At 36.2% G+C, this 21,124-nt stretch carries 21 protein-coding genes and 1 pseudogene; 2 read left to right on the top strand and 20 right to left on the bottom strand.

All coding sequences use genetic code 11. The features are described from left to right. Positions 1–65: 65 nt before the first annotated feature. The 20 genes and pseudogenes from ACH3O9_RS01580 to htpG all read right to left on the bottom strand — a co-directional run bounded on the left by ACH3O9_RS01580 (position 66) and on the right by htpG (position 18,810). Positions 66–590: a hypothetical protein gene (locus ACH3O9_RS01580; RefSeq protein ID WP_416443702.1), complete on the bottom strand. Its 525-nt coding sequence runs from the start codon at positions 588–590 to the stop codon at positions 66–68. A gap of 262 nt (positions 591–852) precedes the next feature. After that, on the bottom strand, positions 853–1,536 hold the full coding sequence (locus tag ACH3O9_RS01575; RefSeq protein WP_416443700.1) for an N-formylglutamate amidohydrolase: 684 nt from the start codon (positions 1,534–1,536) through the stop codon (positions 853–855). Continuing rightward, entirely contained in the window at positions 1,533–2,753 is a 1,221-nt protein-coding gene (locus ACH3O9_RS01570; protein WP_416443698.1) for a glutamate-cysteine ligase family protein, read from the bottom strand. Before ACH3O9_RS01570 ends, ACH3O9_RS01575 begins: the two co-directional genes overlap by 4 nt. After that, a complete protein-coding gene (locus ACH3O9_RS01565) occupies positions 2,750–4,207 on the bottom strand; it encodes a RimK family protein (RefSeq protein WP_416443696.1) in 1,458 nt (485 codons plus the stop codon). The genes ACH3O9_RS01570 and ACH3O9_RS01565 overlap by 4 nt, the downstream gene beginning before the upstream one ends. Positions 4,208–4,353: 146 nt before the next feature. Next, complete coding sequence (locus ACH3O9_RS01560) at positions 4,354–5,709, bottom strand: Nramp family divalent metal transporter (RefSeq protein ID WP_416443694.1); 1,356 nt, start codon at positions 5,707–5,709, stop codon at positions 4,354–4,356. Between the two features lie 52 nt (positions 5,710–5,761). Continuing rightward, a complete protein-coding gene (locus ACH3O9_RS01555; RefSeq protein WP_416443692.1) occupies positions 5,762–6,553 on the bottom strand; it encodes a hypothetical protein in 792 nt (263 codons plus the stop codon). A 63-nt stretch (positions 6,554–6,616) separates the two neighbouring features. Then, on the bottom strand, positions 6,617–8,116 hold the full coding sequence (locus ACH3O9_RS01550) for a vanadium-dependent haloperoxidase (RefSeq protein ID WP_416443690.1): 1,500 nt from the start codon (positions 8,114–8,116) through the stop codon (positions 6,617–6,619). Between the two features lie 141 nt (positions 8,117–8,257). After that, on the bottom strand, positions 8,258–8,713 hold the full coding sequence (locus ACH3O9_RS01545) for a phosphatase (RefSeq protein ID WP_416443688.1): 456 nt from the start codon (positions 8,711–8,713) through the stop codon (positions 8,258–8,260). A gap of 51 nt (positions 8,714–8,764) precedes the next feature. After that, positions 8,765–9,292, bottom strand: a complete 528-nt coding sequence (locus ACH3O9_RS01540; RefSeq protein ID WP_416443687.1) for a GNAT family N-acetyltransferase — start codon at positions 9,290–9,292, stop codon at positions 8,765–8,767. Positions 9,293–9,328: 36 nt separating this feature from the next. Then, positions 9,329–10,186, bottom strand: coding sequence for a DUF5694 domain-containing protein (locus ACH3O9_RS01535; protein WP_416443685.1), 858 nt, complete (start codon positions 10,184–10,186; stop codon positions 9,329–9,331). A gap of 301 nt (positions 10,187–10,487) precedes the next feature. Further along, entirely contained in the window at positions 10,488–10,739 is a 252-nt protein-coding gene (locus ACH3O9_RS01530) for a hypothetical protein (protein ID WP_416443683.1), read from the bottom strand. 179 nt (positions 10,740–10,918) lie between these two features. Next, entirely contained in the window at positions 10,919–11,644 is a 726-nt protein-coding gene (locus tag ACH3O9_RS01525; protein ID WP_416443681.1) for an SDR family oxidoreductase, read from the bottom strand. A gap of 84 nt (positions 11,645–11,728) precedes the next feature. After that, positions 11,729–12,088 carry a glyoxalase gene (locus ACH3O9_RS01520; protein WP_416443679.1) on the bottom strand — a complete coding sequence of 120 codons (360 nt, stop codon included), beginning with the start codon at positions 12,086–12,088 and terminating at the stop codon, positions 11,729–11,731. Positions 12,089–12,105: 17 nt separating this feature from the next. Continuing rightward, entirely contained in the window at positions 12,106–12,516 is a 411-nt protein-coding gene (locus tag ACH3O9_RS01515; protein ID WP_416443677.1) for a hypothetical protein, read from the bottom strand. A 156-nt stretch (positions 12,517–12,672) separates the two neighbouring features. Continuing rightward, complete coding sequence (locus ACH3O9_RS01510; RefSeq protein ID WP_416443675.1) at positions 12,673–13,269, bottom strand: hypothetical protein; 597 nt, start codon at positions 13,267–13,269, stop codon at positions 12,673–12,675. A 2-nt stretch (positions 13,270–13,271) separates the two neighbouring features. Further along, positions 13,272–13,760 carry an RNA polymerase sigma factor gene (locus tag ACH3O9_RS01505; RefSeq protein WP_416443673.1) on the bottom strand — a complete coding sequence of 163 codons (489 nt, stop codon included), beginning with the start codon at positions 13,758–13,760 and terminating at the stop codon, positions 13,272–13,274. A 143-nt stretch (positions 13,761–13,903) separates the two neighbouring features. Beyond that, a pseudogene (locus ACH3O9_RS01500) lies at positions 13,904–14,772 on the bottom strand (DUF5996 family protein). Positions 14,773–14,894: 122 nt separating this feature from the next. Beyond that, positions 14,895–15,806 carry a helix-turn-helix domain-containing protein gene (locus ACH3O9_RS01495; RefSeq protein WP_416443671.1) on the bottom strand — a complete coding sequence of 304 codons (912 nt, stop codon included), beginning with the start codon at positions 15,804–15,806 and terminating at the stop codon, positions 14,895–14,897. Positions 15,807–15,816: 10 nt separating this feature from the next. After that, positions 15,817–16,713, bottom strand: coding sequence for an NAD(P)H-binding protein (locus tag ACH3O9_RS01490; RefSeq protein ID WP_416443669.1), 897 nt, complete (start codon positions 16,711–16,713; stop codon positions 15,817–15,819). 207 nt (positions 16,714–16,920) lie between these two features. Further along, entirely contained in the window at positions 16,921–18,810 is a 1,890-nt protein-coding gene (gene htpG, locus ACH3O9_RS01485; RefSeq protein WP_416443667.1) for a molecular chaperone HtpG, read from the bottom strand. A gap of 265 nt (positions 18,811–19,075) precedes the next feature. Between htpG and ACH3O9_RS01480 the strand changes: the two genes are divergently transcribed. Then, a complete protein-coding gene (locus tag ACH3O9_RS01480) occupies positions 19,076–19,756 on the top strand; it encodes a TetR/AcrR family transcriptional regulator (protein WP_416443666.1) in 681 nt (226 codons plus the stop codon). Positions 19,757–19,768: 12 nt separating this feature from the next. Beyond that, positions 19,769–21,079 (top strand): ABC1 kinase family protein, encoded by a 1,311-nt coding sequence (locus ACH3O9_RS01475; RefSeq protein WP_416443664.1) that lies wholly within the window; start codon positions 19,769–19,771, stop codon positions 21,077–21,079. Positions 21,080–21,124: the final 45 nt, after the last annotated feature.

Below are 21,124 nucleotides of genomic sequence, written 5' to 3'. Positions count from 1 at the left end.
TAATCCTGAGCGCATAAGCGCTCTCAGAAAAGGGAATGTTTAGATCATTCTCATCATTCTATTTATTAAACATGCCTGGGAGGAGGCGCTGTGATTTCCTGACTGCGAGAACCATAGGCGCAAGAATATCGCCAGTTGGCAGAGTCATTTGCAGATGTATTTATATTTAATGAAAGGGGTGAAAGTTCTCTTTCGGGTAATATCTTAATTACATTTTTTAGAACGGAAATTCTGGTGTTCTTAGTCTTTTTATTTTGTTTTTGTTGTTTTCTAAAATTGATGACCAGTGCCGTTTCCAGATCATCTTTAATGCAGTAATAGATGGTGTTTCCGTTTTTGTCGATCTCAGTTTTAGCGATATCATACATAATTCCGCGAAAGCTAAACTCGGTATCGTCTTCCCATTTTATAGATTTCTTATTTGTGGGAGTTTCTGTAATGAGCACAAGCTGAGATTCTGGTACGCCTTCGCGAATGCGTTGTATCATCTCTTTGCGCAAATGACACTGCTGAATTTTAAACAGCACCAGATTACCTGCGAGATGAACCACAAACACTAAAAGAAGAATACTTGTAAGCGCTTTTCTCAAAAATGGTTTTTAAGTACAATTTAGTAAATAGAATTACAAAAATGCGCTGGGTATGTATTTTTTACAACAGAAAAATAATTGACAATAAAATGGGAAAATCACCTTTTTATTTTCGTGTATAATCTCTTTTTGAAAGATTGATTATCCCGTTACTTGTAGAATAGAGAAGATATATCTTCGTTAAAGTAAGCACTAACCATCACAGTAATCGTGCTATGAAGAAGAAGGAAGCCGGCTATGTATTGTACATGGCCGGTCTTTTTTAATTTACCAGATGGGAAACAACTGTTTTGATATCCGTTTTTAATTTTTGTGGAAATTTGCCATTTTTTACCCATTTCTGGTTGATTTCTAATTCAATCCCTAAATAATTTTCGGGAAATAGCTTGCGCAAGTATGTTGTGAAACCATCTGCGCTTCCTAAATAAGGGTAATTGAATCGTATCTTAATTTCTGGCGAAAGCTTATTTAGTTCTTCCTTAAATGTTCTCGTAATTTCTTTTTCTGCAGGCCGCTTTGGGTCATAGAGTAGCCCAATATCATTCGTTCGTATTTGCTCGCCAAGTTGTGGAGTAAAAGAATGCAGGGAAATATGTAGAACTTTATTTTTGTTTACGATTTCCTTTTTTATTTGCTCCTCAACAGCGTTGCGGTAAGGCAGATAATAGGCCTCAATAAGCGATTTTTGATGGTTTTTGCCTAGTTTTTTTGAGTAAACGGAAAAGAGATTAACATGGTGCAAAGACCTGTTGAACTCGATCAAAAGCCGGCTGGTGGTATTCAATTTCGCAAAAGCGGAAATATCTTTTAAATAATAAAAAAGATCTTCTGTGCCGGGATCATAACCACGATGCGTCGCAAGTTCATCCCCATGCTCATTAAACAAAAATTTATATTCTTCCGGAATTAAATTACCGCCATGCTCGGCGCTAATTATAAGCTTCATGGCAGGTAGATTTCGTTTTTAAGAAGGCATTCTTCCAGCTTTCTATAAACTTGTGAAATATTGTCATGCGTACAATCTTCACCAATCCCTTTTAAAATTCTGGTGGAAAGTGTTCCGTTTTTTAGTAGAATTTCGATGGTTTTTTGATGATTTTGACCGATTTTTTCTTTGACTTTTTCATACAAATTTGACCAAATCTCATTCACTGAAGCTTCTTCTTTAGAGCCAAAAAGTTGTAGGTAATTCTCATCTGTAATCAGCGCTTCTTCGCCGTCTTTTATCACCTGATTCAAGATAGGAAGCAAATCATCTTCATGTTGCTTTTTCTGAGTTTCGAGTGAGATTTCTCCGCTGCTTACAATCCACTTTAGTGCTTCAATAATGAGAACAGCGATGGCAATATCTACCTTTGGGCATTCCTGAATATCGAGCACTCTAATTTCTATAGCAAAACGATCAAAACGGGCAATAGCGCCACGGGAATTGAGAAAATAATGCTCCAGAATATTATCAGGATCAAAGGGTTTTATGGCTTCTTTTATGGGGTTGAAAATACCTGTGTGATAATCTGCTTTGCTAAAAAAACCTTCAGGAATTACTTTTCCAGCCATTTGTGGAATTTCCTTCTGGTTGTATTTATAATATTCTAAACGTGCATCTTTAAAACCGCTGTTTTTGCCATCAAAAACGGGCGAACTGGCACTTAAACCGGGCATTATGGGTAACAAAACGCGTATGGCTGCGTGCAATTTTTCAAACTCTGCGTCATCCCAAAACGGAAGATTAATGTGCATACTTTGCAAGTTTGCCCAGCCATGACCACTACAATCAAAGATCTTATCGTAAAGTGAATAGATCTCGTTATGATCATGTTCCCAAAGTTTCTTTTCGGTCTTAGAATCCATAAACGGATGTGCAGCAGAAGGCAGGAGGGAAGCTTTAAAGGGCTTTAGAAGCTCAGAAATTTCGACAATATTCTTATGAAAATCGGTGTCAAGCGTGTCTAAATCGGCATCTGGCTCGTGCGTTTTTAATTCGATCACATGCGCAACAAGTTCATTACTCCATTCTATTCTCCCGTTCTCGATATCAGAAATTAGAGTTCCGTTCTTTGCAGTTAAGAGTTGGTCTACAATAGGCGCAATTTTAAGATCACTTGCATTAATGACCATGTATTCTAATTCTATTCCTGCAACTTCAAAAAGGTGGTAACTCATAATTGTTTTCCTTCTATGCGCTTGATTAACGCTTCAATAATTTTGGTGTAAACCAGATCCCCGTAATGTGCATCTTCAACACCCATATCTATGTTAGGATTGTCGTTGATCTCAATTACCAGCGGTTTGCCATTTACTTCTTTAATATCTATACCGTACAAACCTGCACCCATTATCTTTGCTGTACTCAGGGCAGTATCTAATATTGCTTTGGGCACATCTTCTATAGGCAGACAATCTGCATTACCATCCTGATCGTCTTTTTTAGCCGCATCCCAATTATAGATCTGCCAGTGACCTTTTGCCATATAGTAGCGACAGGCGTAAAAAGCCTCACCATCTAAAATACCTATACGCCAGTCATAATCTGAGGGGCAATACTCCTGCGCGATAATAAGCTCAGACTCTTTAAGCATATTTTTCACCAGCGAGTGATATTCTTTTTCTGTTGTGGCTTTCTTTACACCAAACGAAAAAGTAGAATCAGGTGCTTTTAGTACACATGGCAAGCCCACAATATCAAGCACTTTTTTTACATTATCGTGATGAACGATAATAGTTTTAGGCGCGGGTATGTTTGCATTTTGTAAAGCCTCTGCCATAAAAACCTTATTGCAACACTTTAAAATTGCATCAGGATAGTCTACGATCGCAATATTTTCCTGCTGGGCTTTGCGGGTAAAAGCATAGGCTTCATTGTTAACTTCTGTACTCTGGCGAACCAGTAAAGCATCAAAAGCAGAAAGCCTTGAGAGATCTTTAGGACTAACAACTTCTACGTAAAAATTAAGTTTTTCTGCGATTTCTACAAACTTTTTAATCGCTTTAGAATTGCTGGGAGGCGCAGGATCATTTTGCTGTACCAGTATTGCGAGATCATACAAAGCCTTAGTAGGTTTTGCTGTATCGTATCGCTTTTTAGCGAAATATTGCCGCGCAAATTCATAAGCACTTTCTTTGTGCTCTTCAGGTATTTCTGAAGTTGAAATTGCACGAATGTTCTGAATATTCCAGCGGTTTGTATAATTGAATTTTATCCTAAGAAAAGGGATCTGAAAGTGACGATGAAACATCGCGCTTAGCTCTTTGTATTTACTGGCCACATTCTGCCCAAAATAAACGCTGAGAACAAATTCTTTAGATTTAATATTTTTCAGGCTTTTTTGAATGATCTCATCAAATTCATCTGAAACTATACGCACTAATTTAGGTGTACGCAAATCTACCAGATTTTTTATTGCCGGTAGAGGTAAATGCCCTCTGGCCTCTGCAAGTAAAGAAACATAGTACCCTTTTGACTGGTATGAGTAATCTTTACAAAGGTTAAAAATGCGTGCGTTTTTTTTCTTAGAATGTTCAGGATTTGTAAGGTAATCCTGAGCAGAAAGAACCTGGATATCTTCACCTAAAAAGTCCCAGGTTTTTGGGTTGTCAACGACAAGAAATTTATTCATTTACAGTTTGAAAATAACATCAAAAGTAAATCAAATACTAATTGAATTATCAATGGCTATAAAAATAGTTTTAGGTTTTAATTGATTTGCATATAGATAGTTGCATTTTATTTTAAATACTTTAACATATGATATAAGCGCATTATTTAATTAATTATCTTGATGATTCCCAAGGCGCCCACGGCTACGATACTTAGAACACTTACCCATAAAGAAATATCATAAATAAGAGCAGGTTTAAACTGAGCATGAAGTCTGTAATATCTAAAGTGTAAAGCTGCAAAAACAACAAGAAAAAGCAGGAAGGAACTCACGATACCACCAATAATAACCATAAGAACCGGCAACCTTATAAATACAAAAACAAGAGCCCAAAGAAGCGGTATCACCCATGCCAGAATAGCTACTGTTCTTTTTCTAATTTTATAATTACTAAAATTAATCCAGCCCAACTGCCCAAAAATATCTGATATCTGTCTTGTCCATGCAGCAAGAGCAGCAAATAATGTAGAGAATAGAGTTATAAAAGCGCCAATAAGAAAAGCTGTTTTAGCCTGTGGTCCCAATGATTCTGTGTACATTGTAGATAATGCTTCTACCATACCGTAACCTTCTGGTACGCCACCTTGATTATGCAGCACCGCAGCTCCCAGCAAATAAAAAGCTGCCGTAACTAAGGTATAAACGCACATTGCGATCACGGCATCGAGATTCATAACTTTAATCCAGCCTTTTGCCCGTTGTTTCCAGGCTTCTGAACCATCATTTTTACCGGTATAAGCTGCGTAGCCTTTCTCCAGACACCAGTAATTGTAATGAATGATCTCATCACCGCCCACACCGGTTATTCCAAAAGCACCAAAAGCAACTGCAACCGCTTCTTTTGGCAGGTTAAATTGTAGTCCGCTCCAGATGTGTTCCCACGCGATAGAGTAGGGTGTATAAGCAAGAAAATAAACAGAAGCAAAAGTGAAAAGCGTAAAAAAACCGATCATCCAAATGGAAAAGGATTCAATGAATTTATAATAGCCCTGATACACCAGGCAAGCGACCACAATTGCAATAATGAAACACCATAGAGGAACGCTTATCCCGGGAACGGCAATATTGATTATAATTGCCACTCCACCTACGATACCGCCCACTTGAAGCAATTTTATAAACATGACAACAAGCACTGTCCAGACAGACCAATTAGCTTTGCCAATGTTGCGGCCGGGTAATTGATTAAAAGCCTGCATTGCGGTTTCACCTGTGAGAATGGTGTGCTTACCAAATTCAAGCTGAACGGCCACTTTTACAACGCAGCTTACAAGTATTACCCAGAACGTAATAAAACCTGCTTCTGCGCCTAAAGTGGTCGTAGCAATTAATTCTCCCGCACCAACTATAGATGCAGATAAAATGAAACTGGGTCCTAAAAATTTTAATTTTCCAACGAAAGTGGAAGGTGGGTGTTTTATTCTGTCTTTAGATAAAACATAAGGATCTTTTTCGGCCATTCTGTTAATTTACAATAAATTACTCAATGGAGAAATAGAGTTTCAGTACTACCTATTCAAAATCCTTTGCTGTTAATCCGGGGATTTTTTCAGGACTGAATTTTAGTTTTGCCATATTTGTAGAATCGCCCAAAACATACCTTAAACTGGCTATTTGGGCCTGTAAATCGCCATATTCTTTCACGTTAAAAGTTTTGTTCTGCTGTGGCATAATGTCTGCATCTTCGCTTTCTATGCCATACGTTAGAATACTATAAGTAGCTTTTGTCTCATCAGGATCAATTTGGGCGGAAGCCGCAATATTAGCAAGATCACTTTTGTCAAGATCATCTTTTATCTTGTTAAAAACGTAGTGCACAGAATAACCTATACCATAAACTACAGTATCATTATTCATTACCACCAGTTTTGGCTGTAGGTTATAAACATTTAGATTTTGCGCATTCTCTTTAAGTTTTAGCGTATCTGTGCCGGGGACAATTCTCCCTTCGCTTTCATCACCTTTAAAAAGAGTGACGACTGTGCGTCTGCCACCTAATTCTTCACGCTTTGTGGGTGCTGTATTGCCAATTAAAAGTGAATCACCTTCCTCTTTAAGAATGTCCCAGTCTGTCGTGCTTGTATAACCAAAATGGTTGTCTTTTTTATCTTCGGCATATTCAATTGAAGATTTACTTTCCTGTAATATCCTGCTTTTTAAAGCAGCAAGATCCATTTCTTTAGAGTCTGCCTCATCAGCTGCGTCATATTCTACGGCGGGTTCCATATTGCTATTTTCTTTGTTTTCGCAGGAAGCAAGACATAAGAAAAGCAGGAGTAGGGGTATAAGTCGTTTGGTTTGCATAGTTTAGTGTTTTATCTAAACTACTAATTTATAAAGCTTTGTGTGTGTTAAAAGCTTGGTAAATTATTTAGATTTTATTACGGTATTCTCAGGATTGACGTGTGCCAGATAAAATTTGTAATCTTCGCGAGCAACTTTTCTTCCTAATTCAAGCCCCTCAATATTGTCTGACTGAATATGATAACCGCCTAAAACTCTTGAAAATCCGGCCATGTTTGCAGATTCTGTAAAGGTGGGAAATTCTAAGATCACTGTTTTACCAAGATGATCTGGCTCTGTCATAGCGCCGGCTGTAAGCTCAACACTTCTGCCAAATTCATCACTACCTGTAAAAAGTTTTAATGCTTCTGCGCATGCTCCACTTATAGAACTGTGACCCGAAACATAACCAGGAAATGGCGGACAAAGAAATGTATCTGGTGAATAGGGACGCCACTGTTGTCCTTTCATTTTTATGAGTCCGTCGTTTGCGCCACCCCAGGCAGTAATTATCTGGTCTTCATAATATTGATGTACCAATGCATAAGGTCTTGCAGAGTCATAGAACATCTTAGCGTCCCAGCATGCAATAAATGCATCCATCGCTGTTATCTGGCACAAGAAATACATTTTTACGTCTTCATCCAGATTATGATTATCTCTTTCTGAAACTGCTTGCGCGAAATTTAACCAGTGACCTGCCTGCTGCACACTTTGAGGACCATCGCGCATAAATTCGACCAATGCCTTTTGCTCATCGGTCATGTTTTGTTGCAATTCCATAACTTCTTTTACCTCTTTAGCCATTTCTGGCGAACCAACTTTAGGTGGAGGGCCGGGCCGAAATTGATCTGCAGATTGTATACCAAAAGGTTTAACCTTATCCCAATAAGGCGTTAAGCATTCTGGTGCAAAGGTTCCGCCTTTCCCATCAGAAAAGTATTTGGGTTGCCAGCGATCAGGATCAACATTTTCATCTGGTGAATTAGTAGGTTTATAGCCAGTGTAATTAAAATAGGGTTTCCCATTAGAATTTTTTTCATCTCCATATTGATTTGAGCCATCATGCTTACGAGCTTCAATAACAGCATGGGCAGCGAGATTACCAATGCCGGCCGGCGTAGAAGGATCTGTACTTTTATTTTCAGGATCGAGGCCCATCTTGATCATAAATTCTGTAAATAAATCACTGTCGCTATAGTAGTATTCTTTCATTGCACCATAGGCCGCATAACTTATGGCAATTTCTTTATTGGTGATCGTATTTTCTGCTTGTGGTCTGCGTTCTACATTTTCCAGATAAACAGGAATAGCTTTATCATCGTACCGCGACCACGCATCAAAAACCGCTGTAAAAATCAAACCAAGATAGCGCGAAGTCACTGTAGGGCGTGGTTTAAACTTCTCTGTATCATTTGCGGTTGCCGTTAGAGCCATTGCTCCCCATTTATAAGCAATATTGTCTTTACCCACAGGCTGATCATCTACTTGAAAATAAATATTTTTTGACTTGATAGATTGCTGAGCAATAATCTGTTGGCTTAAAGCGAAAAGAAAAATTAATAGAAGTGAGAGCTTTCTCATTACAGTTAAGATCTAAAAATATTACAGGTTGGTCGCTCTTTCTCAATCGATTGCGAAAGAGGTAATAAATGTATCAAAATCAACGGAATTGCAAAAGATATGTGAATTTTTTCTTAAAGAAAATGTATGAAGAGGAGATGATTAGATTCTATATTCTACAAATGTGTGATCTTCACCCTGCAGTTCGGCTTTGATGATGATAGAAATAATATCCCAATCCCCACGAGCAAGACCCGCTCCTATAGCCGGATAACCTATTCTTAATCCTGTAAAATCGGTCTTTATCTGCCTAAAAACCGACTTTACAGCCTCATAATCGGCCAGAGTTCCCACGCCTTTATAATCATATTGTGTGTAGGCATTAATAATAATAAGATCTCCTTTTCGGCTTTTAACTTTTGCACTGGTATATGATCCTAACTTTTCTTTGTCTCCCGGGGTAGTTTTTAAATCGGCGGCAAAAGCTGCAGGAAATTCCTGTTTTATAGTTCTGGCAATACCGCCGCTCATTGAGCAAAAACAGTTACAGCCATGAATAATTACATCAAAAGCACCTTGCTTAGCTAATTCTATTAAATCACCCTTAACTGTTTTCATCTTTATTAAAAAAGAGCTGGTAAATCTTATAGAAATTTACGCATAAAGATCTTATTGTACTGGCTTTTCAATAGTATAAAGCATCAGTTTTTCATTATCGCCGGGTAGATTTATCATTTCTTTAAAACGCAGACCCATGCGCTCTAGTAACTGCTGCGAGCTTAAATTTTGCAGAGTTGTAATTGCATTTAGTTTAGAGATACCAAAAATTGTAAAGGCCGCTGTTTTGAGTGTACAAGCGCTTTCAAAAGCATATCCCATTTTCTCGTATTGTGGTAAAAATGCAAAACCTATATCCAGACCGTCAATGCCCTGTCTATCATATAGACCACAACTGCCTATTTTAATATTAGATTCTTTTAAAATGACGGTGTAGTTGCCGTAACCTTTTTTAGAATATTGAGGAAGGATGTTATTTTCGATGTAAATCGTGGCATCTTCAGTGCTTTTTACATTGCGATCACCTATAAATGTTATCCATTTAGGTGTATTTAAAAGCTCAAGCAGAAAATCAGCATCCTCCAGATTTGTAGGCTTTAGATATAAACGAGAAGTTGTGAAAGATCTAAACGCGGTCATAGGACTCACTATTTAAAAGTGATGATTGGGAGCATTCTAACGTTTTAGATAAGTGTTTGCCTCAATGATGCTAAAGGCAGAATCATCTGTCAATATACTTTTTATGCTTCCTATATGAGCTACACCTATGATAAGTAAAATACGCTCATGTTTATTGCGTAATTGATTAGTGACTATATTAGAATAGATCTTGTAGTCGCGGTTTTTAAATATCGAGATAAGCTCTGCGCCAATATATTTCTTGTCTATAAATGCAGTATCTACCCTTGTATCTGGATTTGTAAAAGAGCCATTAATAACACGCGCAGGAGTCATGTAACGCAGGTGATAGATAAGGTTATATGTTTCTGGCTGATTTAAAAAAACCAAATAATCTTTTAGCGAAAGCTCTCCATTTTGCAGCATCCTGTAATAGGTGCTAACCACTTTGCGCAACTCTGTTGTGGCATTCTCATATAATTCTATATTCTCACCATTATCTAAAATGCTCTGTGACGTGCCACCGGGAGCATTAACGGCTACAATGTTATCTATATTGAGATCTTTCCCTATTCTAAAGCCAAGTTGGTAAACTTCACTTCTGCCATTTTCAAGAGTATCAATATCGATTTGCCCGGCTTTATATGCGTTGTATAAGCTGTCGATCTCATCTTGTTCTTCCGGTAGTTTTTCTACCATGATCACATCTGGATTAAAAGCTTCTATTAATGCTGAAAATTCTTGTAATTGATCTTGATTTTCGGGTTGTAAAACATCTGTATTAGGAAATTCTTCATTATAAACCTGGCTTAGATGATCTGAGCCTAAAATGAGAATGTCTGTAGAAGTGGTTTGGGCAATAGTATGATAGAAGCAGGAAAAGAAAAGGTATAAAAAAATAGGTTTTATTTTCATGCAAAATGATCTTGATTAATTCTGTTTATGGTTCTTAACGTAATTGTTATGTGCTGTAATGTATGAAGAAGGAATTACTTTGCACAAATCATTAGATTAATAGCTATGTAGCATCGATATACTAATCAATAGTTATTAAAAGTGATGTTGTTTTTGATGATTTAGGCGCATTAATTTCACTTTAAGTGAAAAAATAACTGGCATTTTTAACCTGTTTTAAGCCGATTTTTAGTGCTAAAAGGAGACTTTTTAAATAAAAAAAACCTGCCTCTAGGCAGGTTTTTGTATTGTTATTTTAGAATCAGGCTTTGATATAAATTTCTCTAAAATACTCTAGTCTAAAGCCTGGTACGAGCATACGCCAACTTTCTTTTTGTGTAATGATCTTCTTAGCAACTAATCGTTGTGCGTCTAACAAAGGTCTATAGACCAAAGCATAGATTACAATAAGAGTGATAAAAAGGCCGGAAGTAATACTGTTCTTGTAATAAAGAATCAAAATTGCGAATAACGGGGCCAGCGTAGCGCTGTAAAATACAAATCTGTTTTTCATTTGGGGTGTGTTTTATAGATTTACAAGTATGAAGTTAATAAAATATTATTATAAATTTCAATTCTTCTAAATTAATCGATAAACTACTATAAAACAGATAATTACATAGTGTGTATTTCATCGGGTTTTTGCCGAAATTCGCTTCAAAAAATCAGGTTTTAAGGCGAAAATAACCGATTTTAAGATGGGTTCATCCTCTCAAAATGGGCCTTTATTTCTTCTGGATTAGCCTTAGATATTGCTTCGCTAAAGCCAAAGGTAATTTCAGTTTTTCCCTCGTGTAATTGTTTAAAAACCGAATCTATAAAATCACTTACCGGCGGCGCACTGTCGTGAAGACCTTTGCCACCCAAATCTGTATTTAGCGCAGGCGGAATAAGCTCTATAACCTCAATATTCTTACTTTTGAGCAAGTACCTTGTAGATAGCGTAAATGAGTGAAAAAACGCTTTTGTAGCAGAATAAACCGGAACTTTGGTGAATGGCATAAAAGCCAAACCTGAGGTTACATTTATTAAAGTTTTCAGCGATTTTAGATTGGCAAAAAGAGAAATAAGGTGCAGTGGCGCCAGAATATTAGTAGTAATTTCTTGTGAAGCCCTGTTGTAAAAATCGTCATCTTCTATTTTTATCCAGTTTTGAATACCGGCATTATTAACCAGAACATTGAGATCGCTGTGATTTTTTGAAATCCAATTATACAGATCCTGACGCTGTGATTCTTCAGCAAGATCGCAAACCCTGGTTATAATATTAGGAAATTTACTTTTTACTTGCTGCAAAGCTTCTTGACGTCGCCCGCAAATAATGACAGTATTATTTTCATTATAAAAGCGCTCAGTAAGACCCAAGCCTATGCCGCTACCTCCACCGGTAATCAATATTTTATTGTTTGAAAGATTCATTAAAATACAATTTAATTGTTCTTTTTCTTTTTAGGAAAAGGTACAAAGATCATTTTCATTATCAAGAAGAAATTGAAATGCTATTTATTTGAATTCACCAAAATGCCAAAGAATTCCTGACGGATCGTGCATAAATAATTCTCTTCCCCAATCTTCATTCTTTATGTTTGAGAATCTTACGGTGGGATAATTTTGATGGAGTTCTTTTGCCTTAAGTTCTTGCTCGCAGTTATCCAGATCTTCCACTTCTAAAAAAAGCATTGTATTATCAACCCAGTCTTTTACATAGGCGTTTTGTAGATAGAAACTTAAATGCTCATTTACTTTAAATAAACTCATATGACCACCCAGTATCACTTCTTCAAAGCCCAGATCATTGTAAAAATTTCGGCATAAAGAAAAATCTTTAGCACCTATAAAAGCTCTTATTGACTTAGATTTCATAATATCAGGAGGTATTTTTAATCTATCTTTTCAAACTTTTGATAAAATAATTTTGCTTCAAATTGTTTATCAACCAGAAATTGCAGGATTAGATATTCTCCCTCTAATTTAAATAAAATTACTGAAGCATATGGGTTTTCGCAGTTAGTAATAATCTCCCTATCAGATTTGGTGAAAGTTCCATTACTTATAATTTCATCAGTTAACGGGTCGCACAAAGAAGTGTTTGTGGTTACAGTACCGTCAGTTTTAAACTGAATAGTTTTTATACTTTGTACAGGCTCATAAACAGCGCTTCCATCTCCAGGGTCCTGTAATTCTTCAATAAGTTGCCAGTTACCTTCTAATGTTACGTTTGCTGTTTCTTCATCATCTTTACTACACGATATTATGATTAGGCTGATAATTAAAAAGGTAATTCTGTGCATACGGTTGGTTTTTTGAAATAAAATTTTGATATATAATAATCTAGAAGTATCAATTAAGATGCCCTAAAATAGCTTTATTAAAATTCATACTCTTTACAAGAGGTATTAGTCTGTACAGCAATTTCTTATTAGTAAAAGAAAAAGTTAGATCGCCGGTTAATTTTCTAATTCTCTCAAAATATCTTTAGCGTCAAGTGTGGCTTTTTTATATTTTTTATACACCCAAATGGTGAAAATATACAGAGCTCCTATTGCAGAAGGAATCATCCAGTTCAGTTTTTGTGAAACCGTGAACACATCAACATCTTTAAATATTTTACCGAATACGATAACCGCAGAAAATAATAGGAAAAAACTCAAGTAAAATATGATTTTCTGTAATTGCAGAAATCTTCTCTGTCCTTTTGTATATGCAAGTAGTGACTCTTTGTAGGTGCTTTTAGAAATATTGATACCTTTCATTTTTTGAATTGATTTTAATGAAAGAACAGGCAGGATTAAACACGCTACACTTGTAATAATACCGGCTAATTGCAAATACCAAACGTCTAATTTACCAAAGTTTATCGCAATGTATAAAGCTGCTGCGAAACAAATTAGCGTACCTATAATCTCAGGTATCAATATTGTTCCTATTTTATTTGAGTAACGTTCTTGAGTAAGATCCATAATTAATTTATCGGTTAGTATTTTTTGTTGGTCAACTTTTTGACTCATATCTTCCCAAAGGGATTTCATTTCCTGAAGTTCCATATCTAATCTTTTTTAATTTGAGCTTTTAGTTTTTGCTTAATTCTGTTTAGTCTGGTGCCAATATTGGTGCTGCTAAAACCTGTTATGCTGGCTATCTCCTCATAATTTTTATCTTCAAGATAAAGCAGTATAATACCGCGTTCTACAATGCTGAGGTTTTTAATATGGGCGTACAGCAATGTTATGCGTTCTTCCATAATCGTGTCAACATGTTCTATGCGATCGCGTAGCACTTTCTCAAGATCGACCTGATGCCCCTTTCTTTTTTCTTTTTTAAGATGGCTTATAGCCGTGTTTAAAGCAACACGATACATCCAGGTGCTTACTTTAGAATCTCCTTTAAATGAATTGTAAGATTTCCAAAGCTGATAAACGATCTCCTGATACAGGTCTTTTTGATCTTCCGCATTATTTGAATAAATCCTGGTGACCTTATAAATGATACCTTCGTTTTCCTGAATGTCTTTTATAAATTCCTTTTTTGTATGCATTTAAAAAGTTAATTACAAAGTATAAGTATGCAATGCCTTTAAAAAATCACAAAAAGCAAGAAGTTTTTTTTAAGACTGTTTAATTATACGGATAAGATGCAATTGAAAGTAGGTAAGCGCATTATTCTAAAAAGGGGTATTTTTTATTTCTTTTCTAGTTTCTTGCGGTCCCATTGTGAAGTGTGAGCTGCTGCAATATATGTTGTTCTTAAAAACTCAAATAATTTTTTTCTGGATTTTCTGAGTTTTGTACATCTTCATATTTTAATATAAACTCTCCCATTTCAGAGCTATATAAAGCCTCTTTGGGTAAGACATTTTGCTTTTCAAAACTTTTATCACTTGGGTATGCATACGCATAAAAAACAGGTACGGGAAAATCTCTGGATCCTGGCCAAAAACCTGCACTACATACCTCTTGTGAATAGGCTTCCTGCATAACTTCTAATGGCATGTTAGGCATACCGCCTTGGTAAAGAGGAGCAGGGTTTCCTGAAAATCGAGTAACAGCCAGGTCAAATGCACCCCAAAACAGATGCACTGGGCTTGCTTTACCAATAAATTCACTTTTAAATTCATTAAAAACAGCATTAACTTTTACCATGGCTCTCCAGAGTGCATTCGCTGCGTCTGGATCGTATGATTTATTGAGGACATTCTCAGAAAAGGGAATAGCAGGATCTATTTCATTTGGCTTAGCATAAATACTAACCGAAATGCCTATACCAGCTAACTTTTCAAAAAGTTCTTCATAAAAGTTAGCAACAGTTCTGGATTTTAAGTTCATACTCAAAGTTTCTGCATTTGAACATTGAATAAGAAGTTGATGCTTTTTAAAATCAAAATCTATTTGAAATATTCTTCCTTCATATGAAATTGCATTTGTAGAATATACTGAGGGCGTTATATAAAGTGTGGTATGCCAGGAATGATTTTGCCACGGCATAGTCTTTAGACGAATTTTCCCCACGATTTGAATCCATTGGTGAAGTGTTTCAATAGTGTCTTGCATTTCTGCAAAATTTAAAACTGGCCAATTATCTTCATTTTTCATTTTACAACTTTATTTAGTTATATCTAAAATCGCCTAAATACAGTCAAAAATCGCCAATTTTGGCTGGTTTTCGGAAATGGTTAATTAAATGATTGTCTAAATTCTATTGGCGAAATATGGGTTTTACTTTTGAATAATTTGCTGAATGATTGCGGATGCTCAAAACCTAAGTTATATGCAATCTCACTTACAGATAATTCTGAAGTTGACAGTTTTAATTTCGCTTGCTGTATTAATTTATCATGAATGTGCTGTTGCGTGCTTTGGCCGGTTAACGTTTTGAGCATCCCGCTTAAATAATTGGGAGATACATGTAAAGCTTCGGCGATGTGGTGTACAGTAGGCAGACCATTTTTTATAAGATTTTCTGTTGTAAAACTATCTTCTAAAAGAGCTTCCAGCCGGTTGAGAATTTGATGGTTTACAATTTTTCTGGTTATAAATTGGCGTTGATAAAAACGTTCTGAATAATTAAACAAAACCTCAAGTTGAGCAATAATAATATCCTGACTAAATTGGTCAATATTAGACAGATATTCCTGATGAATACTCTGCATGATTCCGGCAATAGTGATCTCTTCTTTTTCAGAAAGAAATAAAGCCTCATACAGCGAGTAATCAAAATATTCATACTTACTTATAGTTTTAGCGAGAGATGTGTTCCATAAAAAATCAGGATGAACGAGTAACATCCACCCTGATTGCCTCATTGTACTTTCCATTTCTATTTTTAAAACCTGACCGGGTGCCATAAAAAACATGACGCCTTCGTCAAAATCGACTTCCTGCTGCCCGTATTTCATTTTGGCTTTAAAATTTCGCTTAAGCGCTATAGAATAAAACTCTTTGATCAAGCTTACTTCTTGGCCGGGTATGCGTTCTACAGATTCTAAATTTATCACACTTATGAGCGGGTGCTCTGGTCTGGGTAATCGCCTAAACTTGTGAAATTCACTTATCGTTTTAAATTTATGAAGTGGCGTTGTTGACATATATGCCGATTTATTTGTTGAAAGTCATAGCAAATTCGTGAGCGAACTCTTCCAGTTTTACGTTACCCATTTTTTCGGGTTTATTAAGATAGTAATCTTCTGCTAATAAACCGGTATGTAGACTGGCATACATTTCTACTAAACCTGCAGCAATTTTCTTGTTCATACCAACGCTAACAAGAGCATCTAATGTTGCCTGATCTGTAACCAGAACCCATTTTAGATCAGGTTTTCCAATAGCTTTACCCAGAACGCTGGCAGTATCGTTGCCACTGCGTTCATCGCTTACTATATAACGTACTTTTCTACCAGAAAATGAATTTGTTAATTCTTCTGCAATTGCTGCAGCAATATCTTTAGGAGAAACCCAAGGAATCACATCTTCTGCCCCATAGTTTGCAGCGATCATGTTTTGATTTTTTATCGTATCTGTATAGCCATAAAGATTGTAGAAAAATGAGGTGGGTCTAATATGTGTTATAGCCACATCTTCTGGCAGTTCATTTAAAATCTTCTCTACGTTATGAGCGCCTAGTAAAATACCAGATCCTTTTTCTAAATGAGCACCAATAGTACTCAGATTGACTACGTGTTTTATGTCACTTTCTTTTATGGCTTTTGCATAATTACTACCCAATTGTTTATAATAAGCCAGCAGATCAAGTTCAGGATCGAAGTAGTTACCGGGAGGCACCATGGTATAAACAGCATCTGCATGGTAGAAAGTTTTGATAAGAAAATCTAGATCTTCCAGCGAGCCTATTGCGCTTGTAGCACCCATTTCTTCTATTTCTTTGGTACGCTCTGGTTTACTGCTAATAACAGTAACCGTGTGACCTGCGCTTACTAATTGTTGCGTTAAAGGCTTACTTATGTGACCTAATGAACCCGTGATTGTAATTTTCATAACTCTGTTTTTAAATTATACGATACAAAGCTCATGAATTGAAGAAAAGGTCTTGTAGTCTAATCTCCTGTAATTGTAGTCATTTCTAAGAATATCCAGGGGAATAAAAAGATTTCAAAATCGGAATAAAACATAAAAAAACCCGCCAATTCTGACGGGTTTTCGGTATTATTAGATGAAAATTAAACTGAATTTCACCTTTTAGATCTATTTAATCATTTCAAAACTTCGGTTTACAAAAGCGGTAAGCTCTTCACCTTTTAGCAGGTTTTGAGACAGTTTTGCAAGGTCAAGCGATTGCTTGATAAGGCGCTCTTGTTTCTTTTTAGTTTTGGTATTTAAGATCTCATTTACCAGTTCGTGATTGGTATTCACGATGAGGTTATACATATCTGGCATGTTGCCCATACCAAACATACCGCCACCACCGCCAGTCTGCTGCATCTCTTTCATACGACGCATAAATTCTGGCTGTGTAATAATGAATGGAGGTGAAGTACTATCCATAGGTTGCAGTTGTACATTGTATGATTTGTCTGCAACTGTCTCATCAAGAACTTTCTTAAGACTTTCTTTTTCTTCATCAGAAAGTTTAGAGATCTGCTCTTCGTCTTTCTTGATCAGGTTATCAATATGGTCGCCATCTACACGTGCAAAGCTGATGTTCTCTTTGCTTGTTTCTAGTTTCTGGATCAAGTGAGAAACGATAGGAGAATCAAGTAATAAAACTTCGTAACCTTTAGCTTTAGCAGACTGAATGTATGAATGCTGTGCATCTTTGTTGCTGGCGTAAAGAATTACAAATTTACCATCTTTATCAGTCTGGTTTTCTTTGAATTTTTCTTCAAGCTCTTCATAAGTATAGAATGAACCATCTACGGTAGGATACAATGCAAATTTGTCTGCTTTCTCAAAGAATTTGTCTTCGCTAAGCATTCCATACTCGATAACGATCTTAATATCGTTCCATTTTTTCTCAAAGTCGGCGCGATCTTCGTTAAAAAGACTCTTAAGTTTATCTGCCACTTTACGGGTAATATAACTTGAGATTTTCTTTACTGCACCATCTGCCTGCAGGTAAGAACGTGAAACGTTAAGTGGAATATCTGGCGAATCTATAACTCCGCGAAGCATCGTCAAGAATTCTGGTACGATTCCTTCTACATTATCTGTTACATACACCTGATTTTGATAAAGCTGAATGCGATCTTTCTGCATATTGAGATCCTGCGTTAACCTTGGGAAGTATAAAATACCGGTAAGGTTAAAAGGATAATCTACATTAAGATGGATATGAAATAATGGCTCCTCAAATTGCATTGGGTACAACTCGCGGTAGAAACTCTTATAGTCCTCATCTTTAAGATCTGTAGGTTGTTTTGTCCAGGCAGGATTAGGATTATTGATTATATTATCAACTGTCACAGTTTCTGCTTCAGCATCTTCAGGAGCATCTTCCGGTAAGTCTAGAACTTCTTCTTTAGTGCCAAATTTAATAGGCACAGGCATAAACTTGTTATACTTGGTAAGAAGTTCCTGTATGCGGTTTTCTTCTAAAAATTCCTGAGAATCTTCGTTGATGTGAAGAATGATAGAAGTACCTCTTTCGGTCTTGTTACCTTCAGTTAAATTGAACTCAGGAGAACCATCACACGTCCAGTGCGCTGCTGGCTCATCTTTAAATGATTTTGTAATAATTTCTACTTCATCTGCAACCATAAAGGCAGAATAGAAACCAAGACCAAAATGACCAATTATCCCGCTGTCTTTAGCAGAATCTTTGTATTTGTCAAGAAACTCTTCTGCACCAGAGAAAGCCACTTCATTAATGTATTTCTGCACTTCTTCTGCAGTCATACCAATACCCTGATCTGTTATCGTAAGGGTTTTTTTCTCTTTGTCAAGTTTTACGTCAATAACAGGATTGCCATATTCTACGCTTACCTCACCTATGTTAGTCAGGTGTTTAAGTTTTAAAGTAGCATCAGTTGCATTAGAAATAAGCTCTCTTAAAAAGATTTCATGATCACTGTACAAGAACTTCTTGATGAGTGGGAAAATGTTTTCAACAGAAACATTAATTTTTCCGGTAGACATAAGTTTTCGTTTTTATTAATCTGAAATAAAATCTAACAGATCATATTTCAAAGGTTTACTATTTTATTTTTTTTGAATAAGAAACAAATCACATAAATGAATGTTGTTTGTTCAATTGGGGTGTTTCAAAATGAATACCACAGTTGCAGCAGTGACAAACTGACATAGCTTTCAATAAATATGAAAGAACTTTAACCAAACATTTTGTTTGGTAATTTTGAAATAAGGTTAAACAGATATAGTTTTACAGCGTAGAAAAAATGATATGGCAACCGAAAAGAAAACCACAGGAACAAAGAAAAAAGTAGTTACCAGAGAGAACGTAATTAGTTATTATATGACATACGTTTTAGAAAATGGGAAGCGCCCGGCCAGTGTCTACAAATTTTGTAAAGACAATAATATTGCTGAAGGAGAATTCTATAATTTCTTTGGCTCTTTTGAAGGAATACGAGAAGAAATTTGGGTTTCTTTCTTCGAGAATACTGTGAGTGTTTTACATAAAGATCCCTCTTACTCAGCTTATGCCAACCAGGATAAAATGCTCGCTTTCTTCTACACGTTTTTTGAACTGTTAACTGCAAATCGCAGTTACGTGCTTTTCACCCTTAATGAAAGTAATAATAGTCTTAAGAATATGTCTCAGTTGCGAGCACTAAGGCTTAAGGTTCGTGATTATGCAAGTACTTTAATAGAAGAGAGTAATGAACAGAAATCGTTTAAAATAACTAAGAATCCGGTCTCTATATTTAGTGAAGGGGCGTGGTTACAATTATTGTTTCTTCTTAAATACTGGATGGACGATAATTCTGCTGGTTTTGAGAAAACAGATGTCGCGATTGAAAAATCTGTCAAGGCGATCTTTGATGTTTTTGAAACAACACCACTTGAGAGTTTGTTAGACTTTGGGAAATTCCTTTTCAAAGAAAATTTTACTAAAGCCTAAGTACTCCTCACTATGAAAACAATAGATTACATACCTACAAACAAATTACAACGCGCATCACAACTGGTAAAAACAGGAGTGAAAGTAGGTGGTAATTATGCAAAATATTACGGTAAAAAAGTTGTCAATTCTGAAACTACCAGAGATCAACTTAATGAAGACAATGCAGAAGATATTTATGATGGTCTCAAAAGCTTAAAAGGAAGCGCACTTAAAGTTGCCCAGATGTTAAGCATGGAAAAAAACATAATGCCGAAAGCTTATGTTGAGAAATTCTCACTATCGCAATTTTCTGTCCCCCCGTTGTCACCACCTTTAGTAAGAAAGACATTTAAAAAGTATTTGGGAAAATACCCAGAAGAAATCTACGATACGTTTGCGACTCAAAGTATAAATGCTGCCAGTATAGGCCAGGTTCATCAGGCCACACTGGATGGGAGAAAACTTGCTGTGAAAATCCAATATCCTGGGGTCGCAGATAGTATCAGTAGTGATCTGGCTTTAGTAAAGCCCATAGCAACACGCATGTTTAACCTGCGTGGTAAAGACAAAGAAAAATATTTTAAAGAAGTAGAAGATAAGCTGCTTGAGGAGACAGATTATATTCTTGAAGTTGAGCAAAGCATGCGCATGACCCAACTTTGCAATGTGATTCCTAATTTAAAATTCCCTGTTTATTATCCTGATCTATCCAGCCAGCGCATTATTACGATGGATTGGATGGAAGGTGAGCACTTAAGTGAATTTACTGCTCATAATACAAATAATGAAGATGCTAATAAAATAGGGCAGGCGCTTTGGGATTTTTATATGTTCCAGATACATGAACTGAAGAGAGTACATGCAGACCCGCATCCCGGTAACTTTTTGATAGATGAGGAGCGCAATTTAATTGCAATAGACTTTGGATGCATTAAGCATGTTCCGGAAGATTTTTATACCCCCTATTTTGAGCTTGCAGAACCAGCAAATATCAATAATCCTGATGTTTTTATAGAAAAAATGTTTGCTCTTGAAATCCTGCGTGAAGAGGATTCACCTGAGGAGATCAAATTTTTCTCAGAGTTGTTTTATGAAATGTTGAGTCTCTTCACACAGCCTTTTCACAAAGAAACTTTTGACTTTAAAAATGAAGATTTCTTTGCCAAAATAGCAGATCTAAGTGATAAGTACTCTAAGGATACACAATTGCGAAAAATGAATGGTAACAGGGGCAGTAAGCACTTTTTATACATAAACCGGACTTTCTTTGGCTTATATAATCTTATGCATGATCTGGGCGCAAAGATCGAGGTTAATAATTACAGAAACTATATTGAATAGTCGTTCATAATAAATTTGGTTAGGTTGTTTGAGGGGCGTGTTTTT

This window comes from Leeuwenhoekiella sp. A16, from assembly GCF_047946675.1.
Taxonomy (GTDB): domain Bacteria; phylum Bacteroidota; class Bacteroidia; order Flavobacteriales; family Flavobacteriaceae; genus Leeuwenhoekiella.
The sequence above is the reverse complement of the archived record's forward strand: the minus strand, read 5'-3'. Positions and strand labels throughout refer to the sequence as shown.